The 23,813-nt window shown below is 68.5% G+C and carries 28 protein-coding genes; 6 read left to right on the top strand and 22 right to left on the bottom strand.

The features are described 5' to 3' along the window. On the top strand, positions 1 to 823 hold an 823-nt coding region (gene trmFO / locus Q8Q77_RS00725; RefSeq protein WP_305580155.1), incomplete at its 5' end, for a methylenetetrahydrofolate--tRNA-(uracil(54)-C(5))-methyltransferase (FADH(2)-oxidizing) TrmFO. 4 nt (positions 824 to 827) lie between these two features. Here trmFO and Q8Q77_RS00730 read toward each other — a convergent pair. Continuing rightward, complete coding sequence (locus Q8Q77_RS00730) at positions 828 to 1,391, bottom strand: TetR/AcrR family transcriptional regulator C-terminal domain-containing protein (RefSeq protein WP_305580157.1); 564 nt, start codon at positions 1,389 to 1,391, stop codon at positions 828 to 830. 101 nt (positions 1,392 to 1,492) lie between these two features. Here Q8Q77_RS00730 and Q8Q77_RS00735 point away from each other — a divergent pair, with 101 nt between their 5' ends. Continuing rightward, on the top strand, positions 1,493 to 2,479 hold the full coding sequence (locus Q8Q77_RS00735) for an alpha/beta hydrolase (protein WP_305580159.1): 987 nt from the start codon (positions 1,493 to 1,495) through the stop codon (positions 2,477 to 2,479). A gap of 1 nt (position 2,480) precedes the next feature. On the opposite strand, the gene Q8Q77_RS00740 is transcribed toward Q8Q77_RS00735, so the two are convergent. The 6 genes from Q8Q77_RS00740 to yajC all read right to left on the bottom strand — a co-directional run bounded on the left by Q8Q77_RS00740 (position 2,481) and on the right by yajC (position 7,217). Continuing rightward, entirely contained in the window at positions 2,481 to 3,170 is a 690-nt protein-coding gene (locus Q8Q77_RS00740) for a squalene/phytoene synthase family protein (RefSeq protein WP_305580161.1), read from the bottom strand. Positions 3,171 to 3,231: 61 nt separating this feature from the next. Next, positions 3,232 to 3,831: a urate hydroxylase PuuD gene (locus Q8Q77_RS00745; RefSeq protein ID WP_305580163.1), complete on the bottom strand. Its 600-nt coding sequence runs from the start codon at positions 3,829 to 3,831 to the stop codon at positions 3,232 to 3,234. 74 nt (positions 3,832 to 3,905) lie between these two features. Beyond that, positions 3,906 to 4,265 (bottom strand): Mth938-like domain-containing protein, encoded by a 360-nt coding sequence (locus tag Q8Q77_RS00750; RefSeq protein WP_305580165.1) that lies wholly within the window; start codon positions 4,263 to 4,265, stop codon positions 3,906 to 3,908. Between the two features lies 1 nt (position 4,266). Next, positions 4,267 to 5,247 carry a protein translocase subunit SecF gene (secF, locus tag Q8Q77_RS00755; protein ID WP_305580167.1) on the bottom strand — a complete coding sequence of 327 codons (981 nt, stop codon included), beginning with the start codon at positions 5,245 to 5,247 and terminating at the stop codon, positions 4,267 to 4,269. 5 nt (positions 5,248 to 5,252) lie between these two features. Then, positions 5,253 to 6,854: a protein translocase subunit SecD gene (gene secD / locus Q8Q77_RS00760; RefSeq protein ID WP_305580169.1), complete on the bottom strand. Its 1,602-nt coding sequence runs from the start codon at positions 6,852 to 6,854 to the stop codon at positions 5,253 to 5,255. 15 nt (positions 6,855 to 6,869) lie between these two features. After that, complete coding sequence (yajC, locus tag Q8Q77_RS00765; RefSeq protein ID WP_305580171.1) at positions 6,870 to 7,217, bottom strand: preprotein translocase subunit YajC; 348 nt, start codon at positions 7,215 to 7,217, stop codon at positions 6,870 to 6,872. A gap of 117 nt (positions 7,218 to 7,334) precedes the next feature. Here yajC and Q8Q77_RS00770 point away from each other — a divergent pair, with 117 nt between their 5' ends. Continuing rightward, the gene (locus Q8Q77_RS00770) at positions 7,335 to 8,174 is read left to right on the top strand and encodes an ATP-binding protein (protein WP_305580173.1); all 840 of its coding nucleotides are present in this window, start codon (positions 7,335 to 7,337) and stop codon (positions 8,172 to 8,174) included. Position 8,175: 1 nt separating this feature from the next. Here Q8Q77_RS00770 and Q8Q77_RS00775 read toward each other — a convergent pair whose 3' ends face one another. The 12 genes from Q8Q77_RS00775 to Q8Q77_RS00830 form a co-directional block, all read right to left on the bottom strand. Then, on the bottom strand, positions 8,176 to 9,825 hold the full coding sequence (locus tag Q8Q77_RS00775; RefSeq protein WP_305580175.1) for a LysM peptidoglycan-binding domain-containing protein: 1,650 nt from the start codon (positions 9,823 to 9,825) through the stop codon (positions 8,176 to 8,178). 204 nt (positions 9,826 to 10,029) lie between these two features. Beyond that, the gene (locus tag Q8Q77_RS00780) at positions 10,030 to 10,701 is read right to left on the bottom strand and encodes a protein-L-isoaspartate(D-aspartate) O-methyltransferase (RefSeq protein WP_305580177.1); all 672 of its coding nucleotides are present in this window, start codon (positions 10,699 to 10,701) and stop codon (positions 10,030 to 10,032) included. An 8-nt stretch (positions 10,702 to 10,709) separates the two neighbouring features. Next, positions 10,710 to 11,486 (bottom strand): 5'/3'-nucleotidase SurE, encoded by a 777-nt coding sequence (gene surE / locus Q8Q77_RS00785; protein WP_305580179.1) that lies wholly within the window; start codon positions 11,484 to 11,486, stop codon positions 10,710 to 10,712. After that, positions 11,486 to 12,763, bottom strand: a complete 1,278-nt coding sequence (gene serS / locus Q8Q77_RS00790; protein ID WP_305580181.1) for a serine--tRNA ligase — start codon at positions 12,761 to 12,763, stop codon at positions 11,486 to 11,488. Before serS ends, surE begins: the two co-directional genes overlap by 1 nt. A 226-nt stretch (positions 12,764 to 12,989) precedes the next feature. Next, entirely contained in the window at positions 12,990 to 13,916 is a 927-nt protein-coding gene (gene tatC, locus Q8Q77_RS00795) for a twin-arginine translocase subunit TatC (protein ID WP_305580183.1), read from the bottom strand. Beyond that, positions 13,913 to 14,422 carry a Sec-independent protein translocase protein TatB gene (tatB, locus tag Q8Q77_RS20670; RefSeq protein ID WP_371130383.1) on the bottom strand — a complete coding sequence of 170 codons (510 nt, stop codon included), beginning with the start codon at positions 14,420 to 14,422 and terminating at the stop codon, positions 13,913 to 13,915. The genes tatC and tatB overlap by 4 nt, the downstream gene beginning before the upstream one ends. A 72-nt stretch (positions 14,423 to 14,494) precedes the next feature. Next, entirely contained in the window at positions 14,495 to 14,698 is a 204-nt protein-coding gene (gene tatA, locus Q8Q77_RS00805) for a twin-arginine translocase TatA/TatE family subunit (protein WP_305580185.1), read from the bottom strand. 92 nt (positions 14,699 to 14,790) lie between these two features. Then, on the bottom strand, positions 14,791 to 15,435 hold the full coding sequence (gene scpB / locus Q8Q77_RS00810; protein ID WP_305580187.1) for an SMC-Scp complex subunit ScpB: 645 nt from the start codon (positions 15,433 to 15,435) through the stop codon (positions 14,791 to 14,793). Next, positions 15,432 to 16,238, bottom strand: coding sequence for a ScpA family protein (locus Q8Q77_RS00815; protein ID WP_305580189.1), 807 nt, complete (start codon positions 16,236 to 16,238; stop codon positions 15,432 to 15,434). The genes scpB and Q8Q77_RS00815 overlap by 4 nt, the downstream gene beginning before the upstream one ends. Continuing rightward, on the bottom strand, positions 16,235 to 17,260 hold the full coding sequence (gene nagZ, locus Q8Q77_RS00820; protein ID WP_305580355.1) for a beta-N-acetylhexosaminidase: 1,026 nt from the start codon (positions 17,258 to 17,260) through the stop codon (positions 16,235 to 16,237). Before nagZ ends, Q8Q77_RS00815 begins: the two co-directional genes overlap by 4 nt. After that, positions 17,257 to 18,093, bottom strand: coding sequence for an SPOR domain-containing protein (locus tag Q8Q77_RS00825; protein ID WP_305580191.1), 837 nt, complete (start codon positions 18,091 to 18,093; stop codon positions 17,257 to 17,259). The genes nagZ and Q8Q77_RS00825 overlap by 4 nt, the downstream gene beginning before the upstream one ends. Before the next feature lie 94 nt (positions 18,094 to 18,187). After that, the gene (locus tag Q8Q77_RS00830; RefSeq protein ID WP_305580193.1) at positions 18,188 to 19,354 is read right to left on the bottom strand and encodes a deoxyguanosinetriphosphate triphosphohydrolase; all 1,167 of its coding nucleotides are present in this window, start codon (positions 19,352 to 19,354) and stop codon (positions 18,188 to 18,190) included. 78 nt (positions 19,355 to 19,432) lie between these two features. Here Q8Q77_RS00830 and erpA point away from each other — a divergent pair, with 78 nt between their 5' ends. Beyond that, a complete protein-coding gene (gene erpA / locus Q8Q77_RS00835) occupies positions 19,433 to 19,765 on the top strand; it encodes an iron-sulfur cluster insertion protein ErpA (RefSeq protein WP_305580195.1) in 333 nt (110 codons plus the stop codon). On the opposite strand, the gene Q8Q77_RS00840 is transcribed toward erpA, so the two are convergent. Further along, positions 19,766 to 20,419 carry a hypothetical protein gene (locus tag Q8Q77_RS00840; protein ID WP_305580197.1) on the bottom strand — a complete coding sequence of 218 codons (654 nt, stop codon included), beginning with the start codon at positions 20,417 to 20,419 and terminating at the stop codon, positions 19,766 to 19,768. A 665-nt stretch (positions 20,420 to 21,084) separates the two neighbouring features. Between Q8Q77_RS00840 and Q8Q77_RS00845 the strand changes: the two genes are divergently transcribed. Both Q8Q77_RS00845 and Q8Q77_RS00850 read left to right on the top strand, forming a co-directional pair. Next, positions 21,085 to 21,468 (top strand): helix-turn-helix domain-containing protein, encoded by a 384-nt coding sequence (locus Q8Q77_RS00845; protein ID WP_305580199.1) that lies wholly within the window; start codon positions 21,085 to 21,087, stop codon positions 21,466 to 21,468. A gap of 92 nt (positions 21,469 to 21,560) precedes the next feature. After that, positions 21,561 to 22,436: a CPBP family intramembrane glutamic endopeptidase gene (locus tag Q8Q77_RS00850; RefSeq protein WP_305580201.1), complete on the top strand. Its 876-nt coding sequence runs from the start codon at positions 21,561 to 21,563 to the stop codon at positions 22,434 to 22,436. Between the two features lie 7 nt (positions 22,437 to 22,443). On the opposite strand, the gene Q8Q77_RS00855 is transcribed toward Q8Q77_RS00850, so the two are convergent. Further along, on the bottom strand, positions 22,444 to 22,947 hold the full coding sequence (locus tag Q8Q77_RS00855; RefSeq protein ID WP_305580203.1) for a prepilin peptidase: 504 nt from the start codon (positions 22,945 to 22,947) through the stop codon (positions 22,444 to 22,446). Then, positions 22,934 to 23,812 (bottom strand): tetratricopeptide repeat protein, encoded by an 879-nt coding sequence (locus tag Q8Q77_RS00860; RefSeq protein ID WP_305580205.1) that lies wholly within the window; start codon positions 23,810 to 23,812, stop codon positions 22,934 to 22,936. The genes Q8Q77_RS00855 and Q8Q77_RS00860 overlap by 14 nt, the downstream gene beginning before the upstream one ends. Between the last annotated feature and the right edge of the window lies 1 nt (position 23,813).

Consider the following 23,813-nt stretch of genomic DNA (forward strand, 5'->3'; position numbering starts at 1 on the left):
GGCGGCCTATATCAACTGCCCGATGGACAAGGCCCAGTACGAGGCCTTCATCGACGCCCTGCTGGCCGGCGAGAAGTCCGAGTTCAAGGACTGGGAGCACGTCCCCTATTTCGACGGCTGCCTGCCCATCGAGGTGATGGCCGAGCGCGGGCGCGAGACCCTGCGCCACGGGCCGATGAAGCCCGTGGGCCTGACCAACGACCACGACCCGCAGACCAAGGCCTACGCCATCGTCCAGCTCCGCCAGGACAATGCACTCGGCACCCTGTGGAACATGGTCGGCTTCCAGACCAAGCTGAAGCATGGCGCCCAGACCGACATCTTCCGCATGATCCCGGGCCTGGAGAAGGCGGTGTTCGCGCGGCTGGGCGGCCTACACCGCAACACCTTCCTGAACAGCCCCAAGCTGCTGGACGCTCAACTGCGCATGAGGTCCCAGCCGCGCCTGCGGTTCGCGGGCCAAGTGACCGGGGTCGAGGGCTATGTGGAGAGCGCCGCCGTCGGCCTGCTGGCCGGGCGTTTCGCCGCGGCCGAGCGCCTGGGCCGGCCCATCGAGGCGCCGCCGGCCACCACGGCCCTTGGCGCCTTGATCGGCCATATCACCGGCGGCCATATCGACGGCGGCAAGGGCAGCTTCCAGCCGATGAACATCAATTATGGCCTGCTGCCGCCCTTGGACGACGTCGTGGTCAAGCGGCGCGAGGACGGCAGCCGCATCGGCTCGAAAGAACGCGGCCGGGCCAAGAAGCTGGGTATGGGCGAACGGGCCCTGGCCGACCTGGACCGCTGGGTCGAGGGCGCTCCAGCCCTGGCGGCGGAGTAGGGAGTTAGGCGCGGGCGGCGTTCGCGGCCTGGGCCGCCAGCCGCGCGCGCAGGCCCTCCAGGATCATCGCCAGACCGAACTCGAACCCGGCCTCGCTGTCGGCGCCCCCGCCGCCCGTCTGCTCGTCCAGGGCCCAGCCCAGGGTGAAGCGCGACAGGGTGCGGAAGGCGAAGTGCGCCTCGGTGGTGGTGAAGCCGGCCCGCTCCAGGCGCTCCACCATGCCGGGGACCACGGCGATCGCCTGGGCGCCGGTGGGATGGCGGCCGGTCAGCAGCCGCGCCCCGTCGCGATGGGACAGGGCGGCCTTGCGGATCACCCGAGCGCCGGCGGCCAGCCATTCGTCCCAGTCCCGCGCCCGCAGCACGGCGGCGTCGGTCTGCAGCACCTCCCCGAACATGGCGTCCGACATATGGTCGAACAGGGCGTCCTTGTTCTTGACGTGCCAGTAGAGCGAAGGCCCGGCCACCCCCAGCTCCTGCGCCAGACGCCGCGTGGTGACGCCCTCCAAGCCCAGCTCATCCAGCAGCCGCAGCGCCGCCGCGACGATGGTCTTGCGATCCAGGCTCATGCTCTTCCTCGGCCGTTGACTCGCCCCTAGCAGCGCTAGAGTATGCCTAGCAATGCTAGAGAGCTCCGGTTTAGCGGAGACCAAACCGTGGGGAAACGGGAATGAACGCCAAGACCTTGACCGCCGTGGCCGCCCTGCTGGCCGCGACCGCCTTTGGAACCGCAGCAGCCGCCCAGGACGGAGAGCTTCGCTGTCCGGACAAGGACTGTCCCGGCGCGACGGTGATCGCCACCGGCTCGGTCGTGGATCCCAAGACCGGCCGCAAGTTCTTCCTGGACTATCCCAAGGACCTGAAGCCCGGCGAGAAGGTGGTGTTCGTGCTCAACCTGCACGGCGGCGGCAGCTACGGGAACTGGCAGCGGCACTACTTCCCGATCGTCGACCAGGTGGACAAGTACCGACTGGTGGTCGCCACCCCCAACGCCCCGCCACGGGTCTGGCAGCCTAGCGACGACGCACACCTGCAGAACGTGGTCGACATGGCCTACGACCGCTTCGGCGCGGCCAACATCAAGGCCTTCTGGCTGGCGGGCCACTCCCAGGGCGGCATGACCTCGCGCCGCATCGTCTGCTCCGACTATTTCGCGCCCAAGGTCACCGGCTTCGTCAGCCTGTCGGGCGGTCGGGTCGGCGGCCAGCCGGAACGCACTGGACGGGGCCCCGCCCCGCAGCGTGGCGCCACAGCGGCCGACGGCCCTTCGCCGGAGATGATGGCCGCCATGGCTCGGTCCATGGCCGCGCCGCTCGCCTGCGATTTCTCGCACATCTACACGACCGGCGAGCACGAGGTCGTCGCCCTGCCCCAGACCTCGGAATGGGCGACCAAGTACAGCTGCGCCGCTCGCGTGAAGCGGGCCGACATCGTCGACACCAAGGCGGGCTACGTCTACGACACCAGCCGCCAGGACCCGCCGACCAAGTCATGGGGCCGCCCGGCCGGCCCGGGCCGCACCGAGGCCTTCGTCTACCCCAACTGCAAGGATGGCCGCGTGGTCGCCGACCTGGTGCGCATCGACAAGGGCCACACCGAGGGACTGGAGCCCCATGTGGTCGAAGAGATCGTCAAGCTGATGGTCTCGGCCCGGTAGCTCAGACCCGTCCAGTCAGCACCGCCCAGAGGAGCCGCCCCCGCGCGGCCAGCTCCGAAGGGCGCTCGCCCTTGGCCCTGACACGGGCCAGGGTCGCATGGGCCACCGCCGGGAAGGCTGCGGGCGATAGGCCGCGCGCGCCGGCTAGGGCCTGATCCAGGGCGCCGCGTGCGCCCTCCCCGGTCATGCCCGCCGTGCCCATCAATCGGCCGATGGACCAGGCCCGACCGCCGCTGGCCGCCTTGGCCGGATCGGCGGCCGGATCGAGGATGCGCGCGGCCAGCACCGCGGCCGCGCCGCCGGTGTCGCCCGCCCATTCCAGGGCGTCGGCGAGGTTCATCGGCTCAGGCGACAGCTCGCGATAGCGGGCGTCGATCATCGCTTCTAGCGGCGCGCGCGGCAGGCCGTGGCGTCTGACGGCTTCGGCCAGGGCTTGGGCGGCGGGATGATGGCGCACCGGACGCCTCTCGAACACTTCGTCCAGCACCTCGCGCCACCAGGTCAGGCGGATCTCGCCCATCAGGGCGTTGGAGGCGACCTTGGGCGCGCGCGCCAGCTCATAATCGTAGGCGTAGAGGGCCACGACATCGGCCCGCGCCGCGGCATCGGTGATGAGCCGGCTGGAGAGCCAGCGGTCCGGGTCCATCCGCTGCACCAGGGCGTCGAGGTCTGAGGGGTCTTGATCCGGCATGGTTCAAAGCAAAAGGCCCGCCGGTCCGGCGGGCCTTCCGATCAATAGGTCTTAAGGCCCGTTAGTTGAAGATGGTCTGGCTCATGGTCATGGTGACCAGCATCGGCACCGACAGCAGGGTGTTCGTGCGGGAGAACAGCATGGCCGTGCGGCCAGCCTTGGCCTTGGCGTCCGCGTCGCCCTCGACGAGACCCAGCGCGATCTTCTGATTCGGCCAGATGAAGACCCAGACGTTGAAGAACATGATCGTGGCCAGCCACATGCCGGTCCCGATCAGGGTATGCTGCGCATTGCCACTCGTCGCGCCGAGCGCGAAGGCGTCGATGAGATAGCCCCGGTTGAAGGCGAGGATCACGCCCATCACCCACGTGGCTACCGCCGCCCAGCGAAACCAGAACAGCGCCTCGGGTGCGATGTATTTGGAGACGCCTGGCTTCAGCTCGGCTGGAATGGCCGGCATGACCCGAATCTGAACGAAGTTGAAATAGTACAGCAGCCCGATCCAGAGGATGCCGAAGAACGTATGCAGCCAGCGGAACACGGCCTGCAGGAAGACCGACGTATCGTACTGATTGTGCGAGAAATACCCGCCAATCATGACCAGGGCGAGCAGGAAGCTCACGATCATGGTGTTGCGGAAGTTTGAAAGCAGTCCGGCCATCGATGAGCCCCTCACGATTCCTACCCAGGGAGTCCGATATAGGGTGTTTCCACTGATGCGGGAAGGCGCGAGCCTCAGATCGCGATGAGGGCGGCGGCGAGCCTGCGGCCCTCGGCGGTGAGGACGTTGTAGAGCCGCGCGGCGGCGGGCGTATCCATGAATTCCAGCCCGATTCCGGCCTTCTGCAGGGTGTCTCGCACCGCCCTGGGAGGCAGGGCGTTGACCGCGCCGACCCCCAGCAGGACGAACTCCACCTCGGCCCGGCCCGCGGCCAGGACGTCAGCCAGGCTCTCGGGGGTGAGTTCGGCCAGCGAGCGCACCGGCCAGGCCGTGGGCTCGTCGCGCAGGATCAGCAGCGAGCCCTGGTGGCGGCCGCTGGAGAGACGGAACCCGCCGTCGCCGTAAGCGTCGATCTGGGGCGCGTCGCGGGCCATGTCAGGGCCGTTGGGGCGCGCCCGCCGCGGCGGGACGGACCTCGTCCTCCTCGCCACGCTTGACCCCCAGCAGCAGCAGCACGGGGGCGGCGATGTAGAAGGACGAATAGGTGCCCACCACGATGCCGAAGATCAGCGAGATCGAGAAGCCCAGCAGGGCGTCGCCGCCGAACACCGCCAGGCCGGTCAGGGCCATGATCCCGGTCACCCCGGTGATGGCGGTTCGCGACAGGGTCTCGTTGATCGACAGGTCGATCACGTCGCCCAGCGGCATCTTCTTGAACTTGCGCAGGTTCTCGCGGATGCGGTCGAGGATGACGACGGTGTCGTTCACCGAATAGCCGATGATGGTCAGGATCGAGGCCACCGCGGTCAGGGTGAACTCCATCTGGGTGAAGGCGAACAGGCCGAAGGTCAGCAGCACGTCGTGGATCAGGGCCGCGGCGGCGCCGATCCCGAAGGTCAGGCCGAACCGGAACCAGATGTAGGTCATCATCATCCCGATCCCGAGGACCAGGGCGAGCACGCCGTTGCGGAACAGTTCGCCGGAGACCTTGGGACCCACGACCTCGGTGCGCGGGAACTTGAGGGGGCCGAGCGCCTTGACCAGTTCGGCCTTGGCGCTGTCGACCGCCCTGGTGGCGTTGGCGGCCTCCTTGACTTCGAAACGGACCAGCACGTCGCTGGCCTTGCCGAACGCCTGGACCTGGATGTCGCCCAGTCCCTGGCCGGCGAGGGCGTCGCGGATCTTGCCCAGGTCGGCGGGCCGGCCGTCCGCCGTCGACAGCTCCAGCACGGTCCCGCCGCGGAAATCGACGCCGCAGTTCAGGCCGCCGCAGGGCGGTGTGCCCGGCCAGATCGTGAAGAACAGCGAGGCCGCCGCGGCGAGCGCCGTCAGGCCGCCGATGATCGGCGAGTATTTGACGAACTTGAAGTTCGTCTTGACCGGCAGGAGCTTGATGAGGGGCCAGTATTTCGACATGGGGCTCACGCGATCGGAAGAGCTTTGGGCCGCGCGACGCGGAACCAGACGCCAAGCAGGACCTGGGTCACCAGCACGGCGGAGAAGACCGAGGTGATCACCCCGATGGCGAGCGTCCAGGCGAAGCCCTTCACGGGTCCCGCGCCCAGCGAGAACATGATCATCGCCGCGCCCAGGTGGGTGATGTTTGCGTCAAACACGGTGACGATGGCGCGGCTGAAGCCGGCGTCGGCGGCCGAGACGGGCGAACGGCCGGCGCGGACCTCGTCACGCATGCGCTCATAGATCAGCACGTTGGCGTCGACGGCGACGGCGAGCGTCAGGATCAGGCCGGCGATGCCCGGCAGGGTCAGGGTGGCCTGGGTCATCGACATGGCCGCGACCAGCAGGAATCCGTTGACCACCAGGGCGATGATCGAGATGCCTCCGAACAGGAAGCCGTAGGCCAGCAGCATGAAGATCAGCACGGAGCCGAAGGCGATATAGGCCGAGATCTGGCCCGACCGGATGGCGTCGGCGCCGAGTTCGGCTCCGACCGTGCGCTGTTCTTCGACCTTCAGGGGGGCGGGAAGCGCGCCGGCGCGTAGCAGAACGGCCAGGTCATTGGCCGATTCCGGCGTGAAGCTGCCGCTGATCACGCCCTGACCGCCGGGGATGGGCTCGTTGATGTTCGGCGCGGAGATCACCTTGCCGTCGAGGATGATGGCGAAGCGCTTGCCGACGTTCTGGGCCGTGGCGTCGCCGAAACGGCGCGCACCCTGGCTGTTGAAGCGGAAGGAGACCACCGGCTGGCCCGACTGCTGGTCGAACTGCTGCTGGGCGTCGGTGAGCATCTCGCCGGTCACCAGGGCCCGTTTGCGCACCAGCAGGATGGTCGAATAGCCATCCTCGCTGGGCAGTAGCTCCGACCCCGGCGGAATTCGGCCAGCGGCGGCTTCCTCCAGGGTGACGCTGTCGTCGACCATCTGGAAGCTGAGCTTGGCTGTCTGGCCGATGATGGACTTCAGCCGCTCGGGATCGCTCTCGCCCGGCGCCTGGACGACGATGCGGTTGATCCCCTGACGGGAGATCGAGGGTTCGCGGGTGCCGAGTTCATCGATTCGCCGGCGGATGATCTCGATGGATTGCTCGACCGCCTTGGAGGCCTCGGCGTTGATCGCCTCCTGCACGAAGGCGATGCGGAGCAGGCCGTTGTCGGTGCGGACATTGACGTCACGCCCGCCGGGCGCGCCGGCCAGCGCCGCGCCCACCTTGGTCCGCAGGGCGTTCTGGGCGGGATTGAGCTGGGCCGGATCGATGATCCGCGCCGTGACCTCGCCGCCGACCACACCCAGGTCGGAGAACTGGATCTTCTCGTCGCGCAGGGTGGTGCGGACATCCTCGACCAGGTTGGTCAGCCGCTCGGCGCGCAGAGCGTCGGTGTCCACCTCGAGCATGAGATAGGACCCTCCCTGCAGGTCGAGACCGAGGTTCAGACGCGCCTTCGGCATGAAGGCCGGCAGGGCGTCCACGGTCTTCTGCGGCAGGGCGTTGGGCAGGGAGAAGAGGACGCCGAAAATCACCGCCAGGACGACGGCGATGATCTTCCAGCGCGAGAGAGCGATCATGTGCGGATAGAGCCTCTAGGCCTTGGAATCGTTGGCCGGGGCGGGTTCGCCGCGCACCCGCACCTCGGAGATCATGCCCTTGACCACCTTGATGGTGACGCCTTGGGCGATCTCGAGGCCGATTTCCTTGTCCTCGACGCGTACGACCTTGCCGATGACGCCGGAGTTCAGCACGACCGTGTCGTTACGCTTCAGGTTGGAGATCATCTGCTGATGTAGCTTCATCCGCTTTTGCTGCGGGCGGATCATCAGGAAATAGAACAGCAGGACCAGGCCGACCAGCGGCAGGAATTGGATCAGCATGTCCTGCGGGCCGCCTGCGGCGGCTCCGGCGGTCTGGGCAAAGGCGGGGGTGGCGAACATGGCGCTCCGAAGTCCGTATCCGGGCCCGCGTCGCGCGCCCTGTTTTCAAGTCGGCGGAAGCTATGCGCTGCGCCTACCTTTTGCAATGGAACGGCTTGGCGGCTAAGCAGCCAAGTCATGGATGACGCACTGAAACCGGTTCTCGAACGCATCGCAGACGCCCTGGAGCGCATCGCTCCCCCGGTCCGCGTACCGCCGGTCTTCGACCAGGCCCTGCTCTACCGCCACGATCCGGCGACCGGCGCCTTCCATCCGGCCCCCGATTACCCCCTCCCCCTGGAGGCGCTGGTGGGCGTCGAGCGGCAGAAGGAGCGGTTCTGCGAGAACCTGATCCGCTTCGCCGCGGGCCTGCCCAGCAACCACGCCCTGCTGTGGGGCGTGCGCGGCACCGGCAAGAGCTCGCTGGCCAAGGCGGCCTTCATGGACGTGGCGGGCAAGACCCCCGGCCTGAAGCTGGTCGAGGTCGACCGCGACCAGGTCACCGAGCTGCCGGCCCTGTTCGACACCCTACGCGACCGGCCCGAGCGGTTCGTGGTGCTGTGCGACGACCTTTCGTTCGAGGAGGGCGCGGCCGCGGCCAAGGCGCTCAAGTCGGCGCTGGAGGGCGGGGTCTCGGGGCCGCCGAAGAACGTGCTGTTCGTCGCCACCTCCAACCGCCGCCATCTGATGCCGCGGGGCCATGGCGAGGATCGCGGCCTGATCGCCACGGCCGAGGACGCCGAGGAGGAGGTCAGCGTCTCCGACCGCTTCGGCCTCTGGGTCGGGTTCCCGCCCATGGACCAGCCGACCTATCTTGCGGCGGTGACGACCTATGCGCAGCGCTTCGACCTGAAGGTCGCCGACCTGGATCGGCGCGCCCTGCAGTGGGCCCAGCTGCGCGGCGCGCGGTCGGGCCGTGTCGCCTGGCAGTTCATCCGCGACCTGGCGGGCGAACTGGGCAAGGACCTGCCGCTCTAGGCTATTTCGGCAGGACCAGCTTGGGATCGATCGGCCGGGCGCGGTCCTGCGGGGTGGGCGCGTAGCGGACCTCGAAGTGAAGCTGAGTCTCGGAGACCCCGCCGGTCGAGCCGATCATGCCGATCTGCTGACCCTGGATGATGTCCTGGGTCATCTTCACGTCGACCCGCGCCAGGTGGCCGTAGGCCGTGACCCAGCCGTCCGCATGCTTGATCAGCACCAGGTTGCCGAAGCCCGGCACCTGGTCGCCCGCATAGACCACGTCGCCGCCGGCCGCGGCGCGGACAGGCTCGCCCGACGAGGCGCGGATATTGACGCCGTCATTGCGCTGGCCCGTGCCCTTCGGCCCGAAGTCGGAGATCACCTCCCCGCGCACCGGCCAGTTGAAGCGGCCCTTGCCCAGGCTGGCGATCGTGCTGTCGGGGACCGGGCCGGAGCTGGGCACCAGGGGCGCCGGGGCCGGACGGCTCGCCGGCGGCGGCGGAGTCGGACGGCTGACCGGCGGAGCGGTCGTCACCGGCGGGGCGTAGGCGGGCGGCGGGGCCGGGCGGGCCGCTGGCGGCGGTGGCTGGGGCTGGGGCGTCACGACCTGGGGCGGCGGCGTGTAGGCGGGCGGCGGCGGCGCGGCCGGGCGTGGGGCCGGCGCCTCGGGCCGCGGAGGCGCGGCGACCTGTTCGCGGATCGGTCCGCGATCCTTGTAGCCGCTGGGCAGGGTGAGCTTGCGGCCCTCCCGCAGGGTCGCCCCGACCTTCATGTCGTTGGCGGCGGCGAGCGCCTTGGCGGTGACGCCGAAGCGTTTGGCCACCAGGGCCATGGTGTCGTCATCGCCCACCACATAGGCCTTGGCCGTGGTCTTGGGGCCCTTCAGCTTCTGGCCGGGCTGCAAGGCGTATGGCGATTTCAGCTTGTTGTCGTCGGCGAGCTGCTTGCGATCGGTCTCGAGCTGGCGGGCGATGGCGTCGAGATTGTCGCCCTTCTTGACCGTGTAGCTGACGGACGGGCCGGCGACCTCGACCACCTTGCCGGTGACGCGGCGCACGGTGACGGTCTCGCGCGTGGGTTGGGCCTCGGCGCGCTCCGACGGCGGACGGCGGGTCGGGGTCGCGGGCGTCGGGGCCCTGTCGACATAGGCTTGAGGAAGGACGATCCGGCGGCCGACGTTCAGGCGCGCATTCGGCCCGATGTCGTTGGCCTCGGCCAAGGCCTGGTTGGTCACGCCGAACCGACGGGCGATGGCGTAGAGGGTGTCCCCGGGGGCCACCACATAGGCCGTGGCGGTTGAGCCGGTCAGCGGCGTCTTCAGCACCTGACCCGGCCGGAGCGCATAGGGCGGGCCCATGCCGTTCGCGTCGGCCAGTTGCTGCAGTCTGACGCCAAGGGTTCGGGCGATCGAGGCGAGATTGTCGCCGCGCTTGACGGTGTAGGTCTGGTCACCCGAGGGCGTTTCCACCAGCCGCCCGTTGTCGGTCGGTCGCGACGGCGCCTGCGGCGGCGGAGCGGGCGGCGGCGGCAGTTCCCGGGCCGGGGCGACATAGGGCAGGTTCTGGCTCTGGACCGGCGCGGTCGGGCGCGCGGACGGCGTGTCGTCCTGGACGATCGGAGGCGATGGCGGGGGCGTCGCCGGCGACATGGCGGGCGGCGCGGTGCGCACGGGATAACTCGGCTGCGCGGCCTGAGGCAGGCTCTCGCACGCGCTGAGCGCGCTGCCCGCCAATAGAATCAAAGCCGTTCGCGAAAGGGAAAGCGTCATCGCCGCTCCGGGAGACAAGGGTCGGAATCAGTCGAGGCGTCTAGGGTTAATGATGGGTTACGACCGACGCCCAGGCCACCCCACAAAGTCGTCCGTTCGGGTCGCCTAGGGTTCCTTGGCCACGCCGTCGAGCAGCGGAACGAAGCGGACATCGGTCATGGTCTCGACCGTGAACCCGCCCTTCCCGTCGCCCGTGTAGCGATTCAAGCTTTGAACCGGCCCCCGGCCGATGGGCGCGACCAGCACGCCCGTGGGCTTCAACTGCGAGAGCAACGCCTTGGGCTCGCCCGGCGCCGCGGCTGTGACCAAAATACGGTCAAAAGGCGCCTGCTCGGGCCAACCCTGCCCGCCGTCGCCGAACCGGGTGATGACGTTGGTCAGCCCCAGGTGTTTGAACCGCGCCTCGGCCTCACCCATCAGGGTGCGGTACCGCTCCACGGTGTAGACCAGCCGCGCCAGCTTGGAGAGGATGGTGGTCTGGTAGCCGGAGCCGGTGCCGATCTCCAGCACCCGCGAGCGCGGCTCCAGCGCCAGGGCCTGGGTCATCAGGCCGACGATGAACGGCTGACTGATGGTCTGGCCGCAGGCGATCGGCAGGGCCGAGTCCTCGAAGGCGCGCTCCTTGAACAGGTCGGGCGTGAAGAGTTCGCGCGGGGTGGTCTCGATGGCGTTGAGCACGGCGGGGTCGCTGACCCCCTGCGAGCGCAGGGACATGACGAGGCGCGCGAGGGCCGCCTTCGCCCCATCCCCATCCTTGTCCGCGTCGTGCTTGGCCATGGGTCGCCTCAAGCCTTCGGCGGCGCGCCGCCCAGGACGCCCTTCAGGCGATGCACCGTTTCGGCGTGAGTCAGGTCGATGTGCAAGGGGGTCACGGAAATTCGACCTTCATAGATGGCCGCCAGGTCGGTGCCGGGAGCCGGCTTGGAGCGTTCCTGGCGGAAGCCCATCCAGTAATAGTCCCGATCGCGCAGGTCGGTTCGCTTCTCGGCGTGACGAACCGCCACATCCCGGAAGGTCTGACGCGTCACCTCAACCTCCACGATCTCCGCGATCGGCCGGGCCGGGAAATTGACGTTCATGATCACGCCGGCGGGCCAGCCGGTCTCGAACAGCTTGCGCACTATGCCGGGACCGAAGTGCTCGGCCGGGGCGAACAGGTCCTGGTCGTCCACCGGCCAGTTGGTGGCCGACAGCGCGATGGAGGGCACGCCCAGGGCCATGCCCTCGATGGCGCCGGCGACGGTGCCCGACAGGGTGACATCCTCGGCGAGGTTGGCGCCGCGATTGACCCCAGACAGCACCAGGTCAGGCTTCAAGCCGCCCATCAGCTCGTGGATCGCCAGCATGACGCAGTCGGTGGGCGTGCCGGTGGTGGCGAAGCGGCGCGGGTCCAGAGTGCGCACCCGGATCGGGTCGGAGAGGGTGAGCGCGCGGCTGGCGCCCGACTGCTCGTATTCCGGCGCGCAGATCCAGATGTCGTCGGTGAGCACGCGAGCAATCTTCTCCAACGCGACCAGGCCCTCGGCGTGGATCCCGTCGTCATTGGTGAGGAGGATGCGCATCAGGCCCCGCCGATGTGGGTCAGACCGGGCAGATAGGGATGCAGCGCCTGGGGAATGGCGATGCGGCCCTTCTCGTCCTGATAGTTCTCCATCACCGCGACCAAGGTGCGGCCGACGGCCAGGCCCGAACCGTTGAGGGTGTGGACGTAACGGGTGCCCTTCTCGCCGGCCTTCTTCGTCCGCGCGTCCATGCGCCGGGCTTGGAAGTCGCCGGTGTTGGAGCAGGAGCTGATCTCGCGGTAGCGGCCCTCCGAGGGGATCCAGACCTCCAGGTCGTAGGTCTTGCGCGCGCCGAAGCCCATGTCGCCGGTGCAGAGCATCATGGTCCGGTGCGGCAGCTCCAGCGCCTTCAGCACGGCCTCGGCGCAGCCCACCATCCGCTCGTGCTCGGCCTCGGACTCCTCGGGCGCGGTGATCGAGACCAGCTCGACCTTGTAGAACTGGTGCTGGCGGATCATCCCGCGGGTGTCGCGGCCCGAGGCCCCGGCCTCCGACCGAAAGCAGGCCGTCAGCGCCGTCAGGCGAAGCGGCAGCTCTTCCTCGGCGATGATCTGGCCCATGACCATACTGGTCAGCGGGACCTCGGCCGTCGGGATCAGCCAGCGGCCGTCGGTGGTCCGGAACAGATCGTCGGCGAACTTCGGCAGCTTGTCGGTGCCATAGGCCGCCGCGTCGTTCACAAGCAGCGGTGGCGAGACCTCCAGGTAGCCGTGCTCCTGGGTCTGCATGTCCAGCATGAACTGGCCAAGCGCGCGCTCTAGACGGGCGATCTGGCCCTTCAGCACCACGAAGCGCGCGCCGCTCATGCGGGCGGCCGCCTCGAAGTCGATCATCCCCAGGTTCTCGCCGAGATCGACGTGGTCCTTGGGGTTGGCGATGGCGAAGGGCTCGCCCCAGCGGCGCACCTCCACATTGTCGTGTTCGCTCTCGCCGGCGGGCACGTCGGGGAACGGTATGTTGGGGAGCTGGGCCAGCAGGTCCTGCAGGGCCTCCGAGGTGGCCTTCTCGACCTCGGCCTGCTCGACCAGCACGCCCTTCACCGCCTCGACCTCGCCCATCAGGCGCTGAGCCTCGGCCTCGTCCTTCTGGGCCTTGGCCTGGCCGATCAACTTCGAGGCGTTGTTGCGGACGGCCTGGGCCTCCTGCAGCGCCATCTGCGCGGCGCGCACCCTGGCGTCGAGCGCCACGGCCTCAGCGGCGGCCCCGGAACGGCCCTTCGCAGCCCAGGCTTTCTCGTAAAGCTCAGGGTTTTCGCGAATGGCTCGAATGTCGTGCATGGCTCTGCCGCTGGTGGGGGTTAGGCGGCTTTCTCTAGAGCGCGTTGGCTATGGGGCCAACCCCTAGCCGTCGTACCGTGACCAGATGCTCCCTCACTGGGGGAGCTGTCAGCAAAGCTGACTGAGGGGGACTTTGACTCGCTCTTGCGCGCTTCAACCACCTCCACCGCTTCGCGGTCCCCCTCCCCCAAATCGCGCTGCGCGCTGGGGGAGGAACTGGGCGGTGCTAGACCGGAACGATGTCGGTCCCCGTCTCGTCCTCGCGGCGGCGCGAGCGCTCGATCAGGCGCACGCACCAGATCGAGATTTCGTAGAGCAGGATGATCGGCAGGGCGAGCATGGTTTGGCTGATCGGGTCAGGCGGGGTGACCACCGCGGCGACCACGAAGACCGCGACGATGGCGTAGCGGCGGCCGGCCTTGAGCATGTCGGACGAGACGATGCCGGCCATGCCCAGCAGAGTCAGCACCACCGGGAGCTGGAAGCAGAGTCCGAAAGCCAGCAACAGGGTGGTGACCAGGCTGAGATAGTCCGAGACCTTGGGCAGGAGTTGCACCGAGACCTGGGCGTCGACGATCTGCTGGCTCAAGGAAAACCACAGAACGAACGGCAGGATGATGTAATAGACCAGCCCCGCCCCCATCAGGAACAGGGTGGGCGAGGCCAGCAGGAACGGCACGAAGGCCTTGCGCTCGCGCTTGTAGAGGCCCGGCGCCACGAAGCCGTAGACCTGCCAGGCCAGCACCGGGAAGGTCAGGACCACCGCCCCGAACCCGGCCAGCTTCAGCTTGGTGAAGAAGAACTCCAGCGGCGCCGTGAAGATCAGGTTGAGCTTGTCGCCCTCGGCGCTGGCCGGGACCTCGCGGGCGCCGATCAGGGCCAGGAACAGGTCCCGCGTGCCGGCGAAGAACTGGACGATGTCGAAGCCGCCGGCCTGCTGGGCATGGGCCACCTTCTCGGCGGCCAGCAGTTGCGAGGCGATGGCGAAGGGGTGCAGCAGGAACCGGTAGATCGGCTCGGAGAAGCCGAAACAGACCGCGAACCCGACGAGCAAGGCGCCGACGCAGATGATGAGGCGCGAGCGAAGCTCGACCAGATGATCGAGCAGCGGCGCCCGGGAGGCCTCGATGTCGTCGTCGTGGTCGTCGCTCACGCCTTGGCTCCGGCCTTGGCGGGCTTGCGGGGCGCGGCGTCCTTGGGCTTGGCCGCCTTGGGCTGAGCGGGGGCGGCCTTGGTCGTCTTAGGCTTGTCCGGCGTCTTGCGCGCCCTCGGCTTGGCTTCCTCGACGATCTGGGTTATCTCGACGCCGCCGGACGCGGGGCTCGAGGCCATGGCCGGCGAGAAGCTCACGTCGCCCCCCTGCAGGCTGTTGCCGATCTCATGGAAGACCTGGTCGACGTGGGCGTTGGACGCCTCGAAGGCGGCGGTCTCGGCGGTCTGGCCCTTGCGCATGGCCTCGACCTCCTTGCGCAGCTCGTCCAGCTCGGACTGGCGGGCCATCTCGTCGAAACTGGCGCGGAACTCGTTGGCCATGCCCCGCAGCTTGGCGGTGAACTGGCCCAGTTTGCGCAGCATGAGGGGCAGGTCCTTGGGCCCGACCACGATCAGGGCGACCGCGGCGATGACCAGGAGTTCCAAACCGCCGACTTCGGGAAGCATCAGACGTCGCCTAAACAAGTAAGCCCGCGCCGATCAAGACCGGCGCGGGCGAATTTCGCCGACCCCGTGGGGTCAGCCGCGGGCTTCGTCCTTCTCGGACTTCGGCAGGGGCTTGGAGGCGTCGGCCGTGGTCGGCTCATCCTTCAGCCCGTCGCGGAAGGCGCGGATGCCCTTGGCCGCGTCGCCCATGATGCCCGACAGCTTGCCGCGGCCGCCGAACAGCAGCGCGACCACCGCGATGACGATGACCCAGTGAATCCAACTCATTGCGCCCATGGCGACAAAACTCCTTCACGTCGGCGACGCCGCGCGTCCGCCCCTCGTTGCCCGAGAATATAGTCAGTCGCGGGGCAAAGCGCCAACGCGTCCTAACGCCCCTGCTCTTCCTCACCCAGGAAGTCTGTATGAAATTCGGGCGCCTCGCCGTCCTCAATGGGGTCTTCGTCGAGAATTCCCCCGCCCGGCGCGGGTACGGCGAAGTCCGGCGGCAGGTCCAGGCTGAGCAGACCGGCCGCGCGCATGTCGGCCGCGCCCGGCAGGTCCGACAGGGTCGCCAGGCCGTAGTGCTCGAGAAAGGCGTCGGTCGTGCCGTAGGTGACCGGGCGGCCCGGCGTGCGGCGACGGCCGCGCATCCGTACCAGGCCGAGCTCCAGCAGGACGTCCAGGGTGCCCCGGCTGGCCTGCACGCCCCGCACCGCCTCGATCTCGGCGCGGGTCACCGGCTGGTGGTAGGCGATGATAGCCAGGGTCTCCTGCGCGGCCTTTGACAAGCGGCGCGGCTCCTCGCGCTCCTCGGTCATCAGGAAAGCCAGGTCGGCGGCGGTCTGGAACCGCCAGCGGTCGGCCACGCAGGCCAGTTCGACCCCCCTACCCTCGTAGGTCTGGGCCAAGCCCGCGATGGCGGCCTCGATGTCCGCTCCCTGCGGCAGGCGCTTGGCCAGGTCGTCCAGGCTGAGCGGGCCGGCGGCGGCGAACAGAAGCGCCTCGACCTGGCGTTCGGTCGTCGTGGTCATGCCGCGGCCCGCTTGCGGGCGCGCATGTAGAGGTCGGCGAAGGCCTCCATCTGGCGGATGTCCATGGCGCCTTCCTTGACCAGCTCAAGGCCCGCCGAAAGCGTCGAGGCCGTGTAGGAGGCCTGGCTCGGTCCGTCGCCGGAGGGCTTGAGCGGCGCGACGCCCGAGAGCGGGGTCCATCGGTCGAGGTCGGGCAGCATGTGGCGCAGGCGCTCGCGGGCGTCTTCCAGCGGATAGGCCTGGGGCGCGCGCGGGGTGTAATGACGGCCCTGTTCCTTGCGACGCTGGTCGATATAGGCGCTCATCAGGCCGTAGAGATCGCCTTCCAACCGGGTCGAGGGGATCACCTTGATGGCCTGGGGATCGCCGCGGACGAAGACTTCCTGGCGCAGCTTGGGCCGGTCGCGGAGTTCCTCGGAGGCCTTGCGCATGGCGTCGAGCTTGGCCAGACGGAAGGCGAGCTGGGCCGCCATCTCTTCAGCCGGCGGCTCCTCCGCCTTGGGCCGTTCGGGCTTGGGCAGCAGCAGGCGCGACTTGAGGTAGGCCAGCCATGAGGCCATCACCAGATAGTCGGCCGCCAGCGAGAAGCGCACGCGGCGGGCCTGTTGGACGAAGATCAGGTACTGCTCGGCCAGCTTCAGGATCGAGAGCTGCATCAGGTCGACCTTCTGCGTGCGCGCCAGCGCCAGCAGCACGTGGAGCGGGCCTTCATAGCCGTCCAGGTCGATGATCAGGGCCTCGCCGTCCTCGGCCGCGGTGGTGGCGGCCTCGAAGTCGAGATTGGGCTGGAAGGTGTTGCTCATGCCGCCCACCGCCCCTCGAAGGCCGCGTCGAAGCGGGCCAGAGCCTCCTTGACGTCAAAGGGCTCCGGGGTCCGGGCGATCCGACCCATGGCGGCCTTGGCGCGGCGCAGAGCCTGGCCCGACAGCGCCCGTGTTCCGGCGACCACCTGCTTCATCTCGGCCATGTCGCCGTTGCAGTGCAGGACCACGTCGCAGCCCGCGGCGAGCGACGCCCGCGCGCGCTCGGCGAAGCTCCCGCCCAGGGCCTTCATGGAAAGGTCGTCGCTCATCACCAGGCCGTCGAAACCGATGGCCCCGCGGATCACCTCGCGCATGGCCTTCTTCGAGGTGGTGGCGGGTTTCTTCGGGTCGACGGCCGAATAGACCACGTGGGCGGTCATCGCCATCGGCATGTCCGAGAGCATCTTGAAGGGCGCGAAATCGCGAGCGTCGAGGTCCTCGTAGGACGCGTCGACCACCGGCAGGTCCAGATGGCTGTCGGCGGTGGCGCGGCCGTGGCCGGGGATGTGCTTGATCACCGGCAGCACGCCGCCGGCGATCAGGCCCTCGCAGGCCGCCCGGCCCAGCAGGGCGACGCCCTCCGGCGTGCGGGCATAGGCGCGGTCCCCGATGATCTCGTGGGCCCCGTCGACTGGCACGTCGAGCACCGGCACGCAGTCGACATTGATGCCGAGCGCGGCAAGATCGTACGCCAGCAGCCGCGCGCCCAGGCGGGTGATCTCCCGACGCAGCAAAGGATCGTTGGCCGACAGCTCGCCATAGGCGCGGCCCGGCGGATAGCGCCGCCAATGTGGCGGGCCCAGGCGCTGCACGCGCCCGCCCTCTTGGTCGATCAACACCGGGGCGTCGGGACGATCCACGGTGGCCCGCAGGTCATCGATCAGTCGGCGAACCTGGTCGGGCGTGTCGATGTTACGCGCGAAGAGGATGAACCCCCAGGGCGCGACGTCGCCGAAAAAGGCCTTCTCCTCCCGCGAGAGGGTCTTGCCGCCACAGCCGAGGATCGAGGCGCTGGTCACTATTTCACGAAGCAGTTCTTGCCCGCGGCCTTGAGTTGATTGCAGAAATCGGTCGCCGCCTGACGCGAGGCGAAGCCGGTGACGGTGGTCCGATAGAGGGTCGAGCCGTCCTTCTGAATCTGTTCGACACGCTTGCCCTTGCCGGCGGCGAGGCCCGGCGCGGTCTTGGCCGCGTCGTTCCAGCCCTTGTCGGCGAGCGCCTGGGACGAGAAGGCGCCGATCTGGACGGACGCGCCGCCGGAGGCCGACGCCTTGGGGGCCGGAGCCGGCGCCGCGGCGACAGGCTTGGGCGCAGGGGCCGCGGCCTTCGGGGCCGGAACCGCGGCCTTGGGGGCGACGGCGGGCGGCGGCGGGGCGATGGCGGGCTTCAGCGCCGGGCCGGGCTTCACCGCCGGAGCGGCTGGCATCGCGATCGCCGGCGCCTCGGTTGCGGGCAAGGTCGACGGCGGCTTGGGCGGCGGCGCCAGCGGCACATAGGCCGGCCGCGCCTGGGGTTGTTCCGGCGGCGCGGTGAAACTCGGGCTGGCCGGAGCGGCCTGGCCGTTCTCCGACTGATAGATCTGCAATCCGGCGGCGGGGTCCACGGGCTGGGCCTCGACGGGCGCCGCCGCCTTCAGGTCTCCGACCGGCGCGCCGACCGTCTGCGGCGGTTCGCCCGCCTCGCGTACGCCGGAGCGATAGAACAGCACGATGGCGATGACCAACAGGATCAGCACGATGGCGCTGATGATCAGCATTAGGGGCGCGGGCTTGGAGCCGCGCACCGGCTGGCGGGCGTCGAAACTCAACGGCGCGTCGGTCGGTGGGGCGTAGGCGCCGCGGTCGGGGTCGGACATCGAAGGCCTCGAATAGTCTCGGCCGGGTCGCGAATCGCGCCCGGTTTCGGGTCAGTCTACCGAAGGCGACCCGACTCCGAACCTTCGGGAACGGTTAGTTCCAGACGTCGAGGTGGAAAAGTCGGCGGTGCTCTTCGATGGCGAAGCGGTCGGTCATGCCGGCGATGTAGTCGCACACCACCCGGGCGCGGCCGGACTCGTCGCGGTTCTGCGACCGGGCGAACCATTCCGTCGGCAGGACGTCGGGCTCGGCCATGAACAACTGGAACATCTCGGCGAGAATACGGCGGGCCTGGCTACGAGTGCGGTTGACCTTCCAGTGGCGGTACATGCGGCTCATCAGGAATTCGCGCAGCCGCCCGAGGTCCTCCAGCATGTCGCGCGAGAAGGCCACAAGGGCGTGGTCCAGATTGCGCACCTCCTCTGCCGACCCAACCTTGGAGGCGCAGGCGCGACGATGAGTCTCGGCCATCACGTCCTCGACCATCGCCCCGATCATGCGGCGAACCGCCTCCAGGCGGGTGATGACCGGGTCGAGATCGGGGTACTCCTTGTACACGCCGGCCAGGATCGGGCCGATCAGCGGCACGTCCAGCAGCTCTTCCAGCCGGAACAGGCCCGCCTGCACGCCATCGTCCACATCGTGGTTGTTGTAGGCGATGTCGTCGGCGAGCGCGGCCACCTGGGCCTCGGCCGAAGCCCAGGTCCCAAGGCCAAGGTCGTACTCGGCGTCGAACTCGCTGATCGCCTTCCATGAGGGCCGGTCCAGCATGCCGGTCACGGGACCATTGTGCTTGATCACCCCTTCCAGGGTTTCCCAGGTGAGGTTGAGTCCCTCCCAACGGGGGTATCGGCGCTCCAGCTTGGTGACCACCCGGAAAGTCTGCACATTGTGGTCGAAGCCGCCGAAGGGCTCCATCCGCACCTGTAGCTCGTCCTCCCCTGCATGGCCGAAGGGCGGATGGCCCAGGTCGTGGGCAAGCGCGATGGTTTCGGCCAGGTCCGGTTCCAGCCCCAGCGCCGTGGCCAGGGAGCGAGCCACCTGGGCCACCTCAAGCGAGTGGGTCAGGCGGGTGCGGAAATGGTCGCCCTCGTGGGCCACGAAGACCTGCGTCTTTTCCTTCAGGCGGCGGAAGGCGGTGGCGTGGATGATGCGGTCGCGGTCGCGGGCGAAGGGGGTTCGCGTGCGGCTCTCCGGCTCGGCGACCTTGCGCCCCAGGGAGAGCGCGGCGTCTTCGGCGTAGGGAGCGCGGGCGACCATGTTGTCTCTGCGATTGACGGCCCCTTGGTGGAAGGCCTTGGCGAACTCATATAGGCAGGGCAAAGGTTTGCCAAAGTCATGACCACCAACGACCTGACCCTGTCCCCCGCCGCCGCCAGGCGGCTGCACGCCATCGGCGCCGCCGAGGGCAGGCCCATGATGCTGCGCGTCGCCGTCGAGGGCGGCGGCTGCTCGGGTTTCCAGTACCAGTTCGACCTGGTGGAACAGGCCCAGCCCGACGATCTGCGCATCGAGTGCGACGGCGCCGCGGCCCTGGTCGACGAGATGTCCCTGGTCCTGCTGAAGGGCTCGGAGATCGACTATGTCGACGAACTGGCGGGAGCGGAGTTCAAGGTCCGCAACCCCAACGCCAAGTCCAGCTGCGGCTGCGGCGTCAGCTTCTCGATCTAGCTAGTTGGCGGGCGTCGGAGCTTCGGTGAACGCCACGCCGGGCGGCTTCGAGAACAGCGACATGTCGGCCGGCAGGCCGGTGAGATATTGGTCGTAGCGGATCACCAGCCGGGTCACATCGCCCTTATAATAGGCCGCCGTATAGGGCCGGCCATCCCCCCGCATCAGGATCTCAATGCGGTCCTGGCCCACGCTGACCTGGTGGCGGGCCAGGCGCACGCCGTCCACCACCGCCTCCCCCTGCGGCTTCGGGGCGTAGGCATCGAGGAAGGCCTTCTCGCAACCCAGTTCCAGGGTCTGGAAGGCCGGCGGAGTGTCGCGCCACGAAAACAGCGGCGCGCGGATCTCCAGGACGGGACCGGGATCGATCGCATGCTGGCCGGTGTTCTTGGCCCGGTCGACGATCCAAATGTCAGGTTCGTTGACCACCATCATGCCCTGGACCCCGGTGACGGGATTGCGGGGCTCCTCAATCCGCGCGTGGCGCAGCGTCATGCGGTAGGAGGTCTTCTGCTGCGCGCCCATGGACTTCGGGTCGATCCCGGGGGTGACCCAACGCGTGACGATCTTGGCCATGCCGTCCGGCACGCAGGCCCATGCGGCCGACGGCGCGGCGGCCAGCAGGACAGCAGCGGCGGCCATCTGTCGAAACATCGCCATTCTCCGGCGCAGATGGGCCCGAGCGCCCATGATGCGCCCTCGAGCGTCCCGGTCCGTGAGGGAGCCGTCAATGCGAAACACCGTCTGCAAGTCGAATTGAGGCCGGGCGGCCTCGGCGGATGTCGGAGCCCGCAACCTCGTATTCGAAGCGGCTATTGGTCGCAGGACGGATCAGGCGTGCGCCGTGATTTCCCCCTCAACGGGTAAGCTGTGATCGTAGAATACTAACAACGCCTATTCTCCAATATGCCTGGAGTTGAAAACGACTCACGAGGTATACATTTCACGGTGTCAAGTTCTGGCCGATTCCTAATTCCTTCATATTCCGTCAATCTCGCGCCGTGGATATCCTAGCTATTGAATTGATCCGCGAAGTCGCGGGACGTCAGGAGCGAGGCTTTGACGGTGTCTACGGGGTCTAAGGCTGACGGTGGCGGCGGATTCGCAACCGACGCGGTTTGCAACCAAGGGCTCTATTTTTAGTTGATAGAATTGCGGATCTCGCCAAACGTGGGTGGTGAAGGTCCGCATTTCGCGCCGCAGACACGCTAACCCCCAATGGCGTGGCTGCACGAGGGGCGGCGAAGGACGCCGCCGGTCCGGGATCGGCGGCGTCTCCCTCCCCTCGCAATCAGTGTTCCTTCGGAGCGAAATGCCGCATGACCAGGCCCAGTGCAGCGAGTTGTCGAGAAAAGGCCAAGGTCGCCACAGCCAGGGCGGACGCGGCTCACGACTACGACACCATGCTGGTCTATGACGGGCTGGCTCGCGACTGGCTGAGCCTCGCCGCGCGATGCGAGCGCGAGGACGGCCCGGTCGGCGTCGACACCATCAACACTCACGTCGCCCTGCAATTGCGCCAGCGACGCTGCGAGATGGGCCTGAGCCGCGAGGACCTGGCCGACCGCTGTGGCGTTCCCGAAGACCGGATCGAGGAGTACGAGTCGGGCAGGACGGTCGTCTGGGCCGACTCGCTCTGGCGGCTCTCCAATGGCCTCAACCGGCCTGTCGACTTCTTCTATCCCAGCCGGATCGCTTCCTAGGCGCGAAGCCCCACGACCGCGCACCTTTGAATGGGCGGCCGACTCGTATCTGCTGGGGGCTGGCTCCAATCCAACCCACAGGCGCGTCCCCAATGACGGCGACATTTCTTGACTATGCCGCGCGTGGGAAGACCGCATGGTGGCGTTACCCTGTCGGCTTCGTCGTGGCCGTGCTGATCGCCATCGCCGTCGGCGTGGCGCTGTTGGTTCCCGCCCAGCTACTGGGTCTGGCGCCGAGCGACGTTACTGACGGTCTGCTCGACTCCTCACGTCCGGCGCCCTTTTTCCTGCTGAACGGCCTGATCTTCGGTTTCGTGCTGGTGGGCTTCGTCGTCGCCGCGCGCTGGTTTCATGGAAAGACGTTTGGCGACATCATCGGCCGCTGGAGCTGGCGCGGCTTCGGCGCCGGGCTCGGCATATGGACCTTGGTCGTGGCGGCGGCCGCGGCGATCGACTTCGCGATCGCGCCTTCCGGCTTCAGCCTCGCCGCGCCCCCCCAATGGCCCGTCATCGCCCTGGCGGCCCTGGCGGGGCTGGCGGTCCAGACCTTCGCCGAAGAGTTCGTGTTCCGCGGGTACCTGACCCAGGGCCTGCTCCTCGCGTTGAAGCGTCCTGAGGTCACCGCCCTGGTAAGCGGCCTGCTGTTCGGTGCGATGCACATACCCAATGGCGTGCCCCATGCGGTCAGCGCCACCATCACCGGGACCGCCTTCGCCTTCATCGCGATGAAGACGGGGGGCGTCGCCTTCACCAGTGGCATGCACCTGGCCAACAACCTGTTCGCCGCAGTGTTCGTGGTGTCGCGCGGGGACGCCTTCCGCGGCAGTCCCGGACTGGTCAGCCAGGACACGCCGCATCTCATGTGGTGGGACACCGGTGTCGGCGCCGTCGGCCTGGTCGCCGTGGCGTTCCTGGTCGCTCGATACCTCCAGCGCGGAGAGCCTGGCGGCGCCGAAAAAAGGTCTTAGCGTCGGCTCAGGAACCCAGGGGCAGAACGCCGGTTAGCCCACCCCAGACCGCGATGGCTCCGCCCACGGCGATGGCCACCCCATAGGGGATGCCCCGTCCGAAATCCCCCTGCCCGCGAAGCGTGAACATGGCCGCGGCGCGGCGCGGCCTCGAGGCCAGCGAGACGATCGCCATCGCTCCGCCGGTCAGGGCCGTGGCCAGGGCGAACAACGGCAGGTCGGCCAGTCCGACGAACAGCGCCACCGCCGCGAACAGCTTCACGTCGCCGGCGCCCATCACATTGACCAGATAAAGCCCATAGCCGACGGCGAACCCGATCGCCGCCGCGGCGAGCGAAGAGCCAAGGGTCGCGCCCCGATCCGTCACCGCCCAGACCGCGAATAGCAGGAGTGTGGACAACACCGCCGCGTTTGGAATCCGGCGCGCCCTAATGTCGCTGAGCGCGGCCCAGACCAGCAGGCCCGTCAGCAACGCCGCGACGCCATAGCGCAGGATTTCAGGGATCGACATTCGGCGCCGGCTTCTGCGCCGCCAGAGCGCGCACGACCTTCAGGTTCTCCGACGCCCGGCCATAGTACTCGCTCTTCAGGGTGAGGGCGCGTCCCAGGAGGTCCTCGGCCTTGGCGTAGTCGCCGCGCATTCCCGCGGCGAATCCGGCGTTGTTGAGCAGAGCCGCCTGATCGTCCGGCGTGCCGCCCGCGACCGCCCGGTCGTAGTCGCCGCGCAGGGCCAGCGCCAGGCGAAGATTGGTCCGCGCTTCGACGAGATCGGGGCGTTTCTGCAATGCCGCGACGAGGTCGGCGACCGCCTCGTCGCGTCGATTCTGCAGCAACCGCGAATAGCCGCGGTTGTTGTACACCAGGGCCGCGCCGCCCGACGCCGACAGGGCCTGTTCGTAGGCCGCACCCGCTTCGGCCCACTGGGTCCGGTTGTCGTACTCGCGCCCGAGCGCGTTCCAGGCGCGCCACGCCTTTGGATCCTCGGCCACTGCCCGCTGCAGGGTGATCATGGCTTCGGCGGACCTGCCGAGCAGCGACAAGGCCACGCCCTGCCCCTGCAAGGCCCGCGCCCGAACACCCACGTCGCCCTCGGCGGCGCGATAGCTAGCCAGGGCGGCGTTGTAGCGCCCCCGGGCGAGGTTGAGGTCGCCGCCCAACATCAGCAGACGCGCGTCCTTGACCCCGGCGAGCTGGGTTTCGTCCAGGTAGCGGCCGGCGTCGAGCAGGCGCTGCTCGTCGATCGCCCGCTGAATCTCGGCGACGGCCGCGTCGCTGACGGTGGGGGCGGGCTTGGCCGCGCGCGAGAGGATCCCCGCGTTCGACGCGCTCGCCGCCATGGTCAAGACCGCGACCGCGGTCAGCAGGAACGTGCGCATA

This window comes from Phenylobacterium sp. (assembly GCF_030698145.1).
GTDB lineage: Bacteria > Pseudomonadota > Alphaproteobacteria > Caulobacterales > Caulobacteraceae > Phenylobacterium.

Excerpts from the sequence above, each read along its gene's own strand:
- Q8Q77_RS00730 (WP_305580157.1), bottom strand. The coding sequence starts at position 1,391 with ATGAGCCTGGATCGCAAGACCATCGTCGCGGCGGCGCTGCGGCTGCTG.
- Q8Q77_RS00735 (WP_305580159.1), top strand. The coding sequence starts at position 1,493 with ATGAACGCCAAGACCTTGACCGCCGTGGCCGCCCTGCTGGCCGCGACC.
- Q8Q77_RS00740 (WP_305580161.1), bottom strand. The coding sequence starts at position 3,170 with ATGCCGGATCAAGACCCCTCAGACCTCGACGCCCTGGTGCAGCGGATG.
- Q8Q77_RS00745 (WP_305580163.1), bottom strand. The coding sequence starts at position 3,831 with ATGGCCGGACTGCTTTCAAACTTCCGCAACACCATGATCGTGAGCTTC.
- Q8Q77_RS00750 (WP_305580165.1), bottom strand. The coding sequence starts at position 4,265 with ATGGCCCGCGACGCGCCCCAGATCGACGCTTACGGCGACGGCGGGTTC.
- secF (WP_305580167.1), bottom strand. The coding sequence starts at position 5,247 with ATGTCGAAATACTGGCCCCTCATCAAGCTCCTGCCGGTCAAGACGAAC.
- secD (WP_305580169.1), bottom strand. The coding sequence starts at position 6,854 with ATGATCGCTCTCTCGCGCTGGAAGATCATCGCCGTCGTCCTGGCGGTG.
- yajC (WP_305580171.1), bottom strand. The coding sequence starts at position 7,217 with ATGTTCGCCACCCCCGCCTTTGCCCAGACCGCCGGAGCCGCCGCAGGC.
- Q8Q77_RS00770 (WP_305580173.1), top strand. The coding sequence starts at position 7,335 with ATGGATGACGCACTGAAACCGGTTCTCGAACGCATCGCAGACGCCCTG.
- Q8Q77_RS00780 (WP_305580177.1), bottom strand. The coding sequence starts at position 10,701 with ATGGCCAAGCACGACGCGGACAAGGATGGGGATGGGGCGAAGGCGGCC.
- surE (WP_305580179.1), bottom strand. The coding sequence starts at position 11,486 with ATGCGCATCCTCCTCACCAATGACGACGGGATCCACGCCGAGGGCCTG.
- serS (WP_305580181.1), bottom strand. The coding sequence starts at position 12,763 with ATGCACGACATTCGAGCCATTCGCGAAAACCCTGAGCTTTACGAGAAA.
- tatB (WP_371130383.1), bottom strand. The coding sequence starts at position 14,422 with ATGCTTCCCGAAGTCGGCGGTTTGGAACTCCTGGTCATCGCCGCGGTC.
- tatA (WP_305580185.1), bottom strand. The coding sequence starts at position 14,698 with ATGGGCGCAATGAGTTGGATTCACTGGGTCATCGTCATCGCGGTGGTC.
- scpB (WP_305580187.1), bottom strand. The coding sequence starts at position 15,435 with ATGACCACGACGACCGAACGCCAGGTCGAGGCGCTTCTGTTCGCCGCC.
- Q8Q77_RS00815 (WP_305580189.1), bottom strand. The coding sequence starts at position 16,238 with ATGAGCAACACCTTCCAGCCCAATCTCGACTTCGAGGCCGCCACCACC.
- Q8Q77_RS00825 (WP_305580191.1), bottom strand. The coding sequence starts at position 18,093 with ATGTCCGACCCCGACCGCGGCGCCTACGCCCCACCGACCGACGCGCCG.
- Q8Q77_RS00830 (WP_305580193.1), bottom strand. The coding sequence starts at position 19,354 with ATGGTCGCCCGCGCTCCCTACGCCGAAGACGCCGCGCTCTCCCTGGGG.
- erpA (WP_305580195.1), top strand. The coding sequence starts at position 19,433 with ATGACCACCAACGACCTGACCCTGTCCCCCGCCGCCGCCAGGCGGCTG.
- Q8Q77_RS00840 (WP_305580197.1), bottom strand. The coding sequence starts at position 20,419 with ATGTTTCGACAGATGGCCGCCGCTGCTGTCCTGCTGGCCGCCGCGCCG.
- Q8Q77_RS00845 (WP_305580199.1), top strand. The coding sequence starts at position 21,085 with ATGACCAGGCCCAGTGCAGCGAGTTGTCGAGAAAAGGCCAAGGTCGCC.
- Q8Q77_RS00850 (WP_305580201.1), top strand. The coding sequence starts at position 21,561 with ATGACGGCGACATTTCTTGACTATGCCGCGCGTGGGAAGACCGCATGG.
- Q8Q77_RS00855 (WP_305580203.1), bottom strand. The coding sequence starts at position 22,947 with ATGTCGATCCCTGAAATCCTGCGCTATGGCGTCGCGGCGTTGCTGACG.
- Q8Q77_RS00860 (WP_305580205.1), bottom strand. The coding sequence starts at position 23,812 with ATGCGCACGTTCCTGCTGACCGCGGTCGCGGTCTTGACCATGGCGGCG.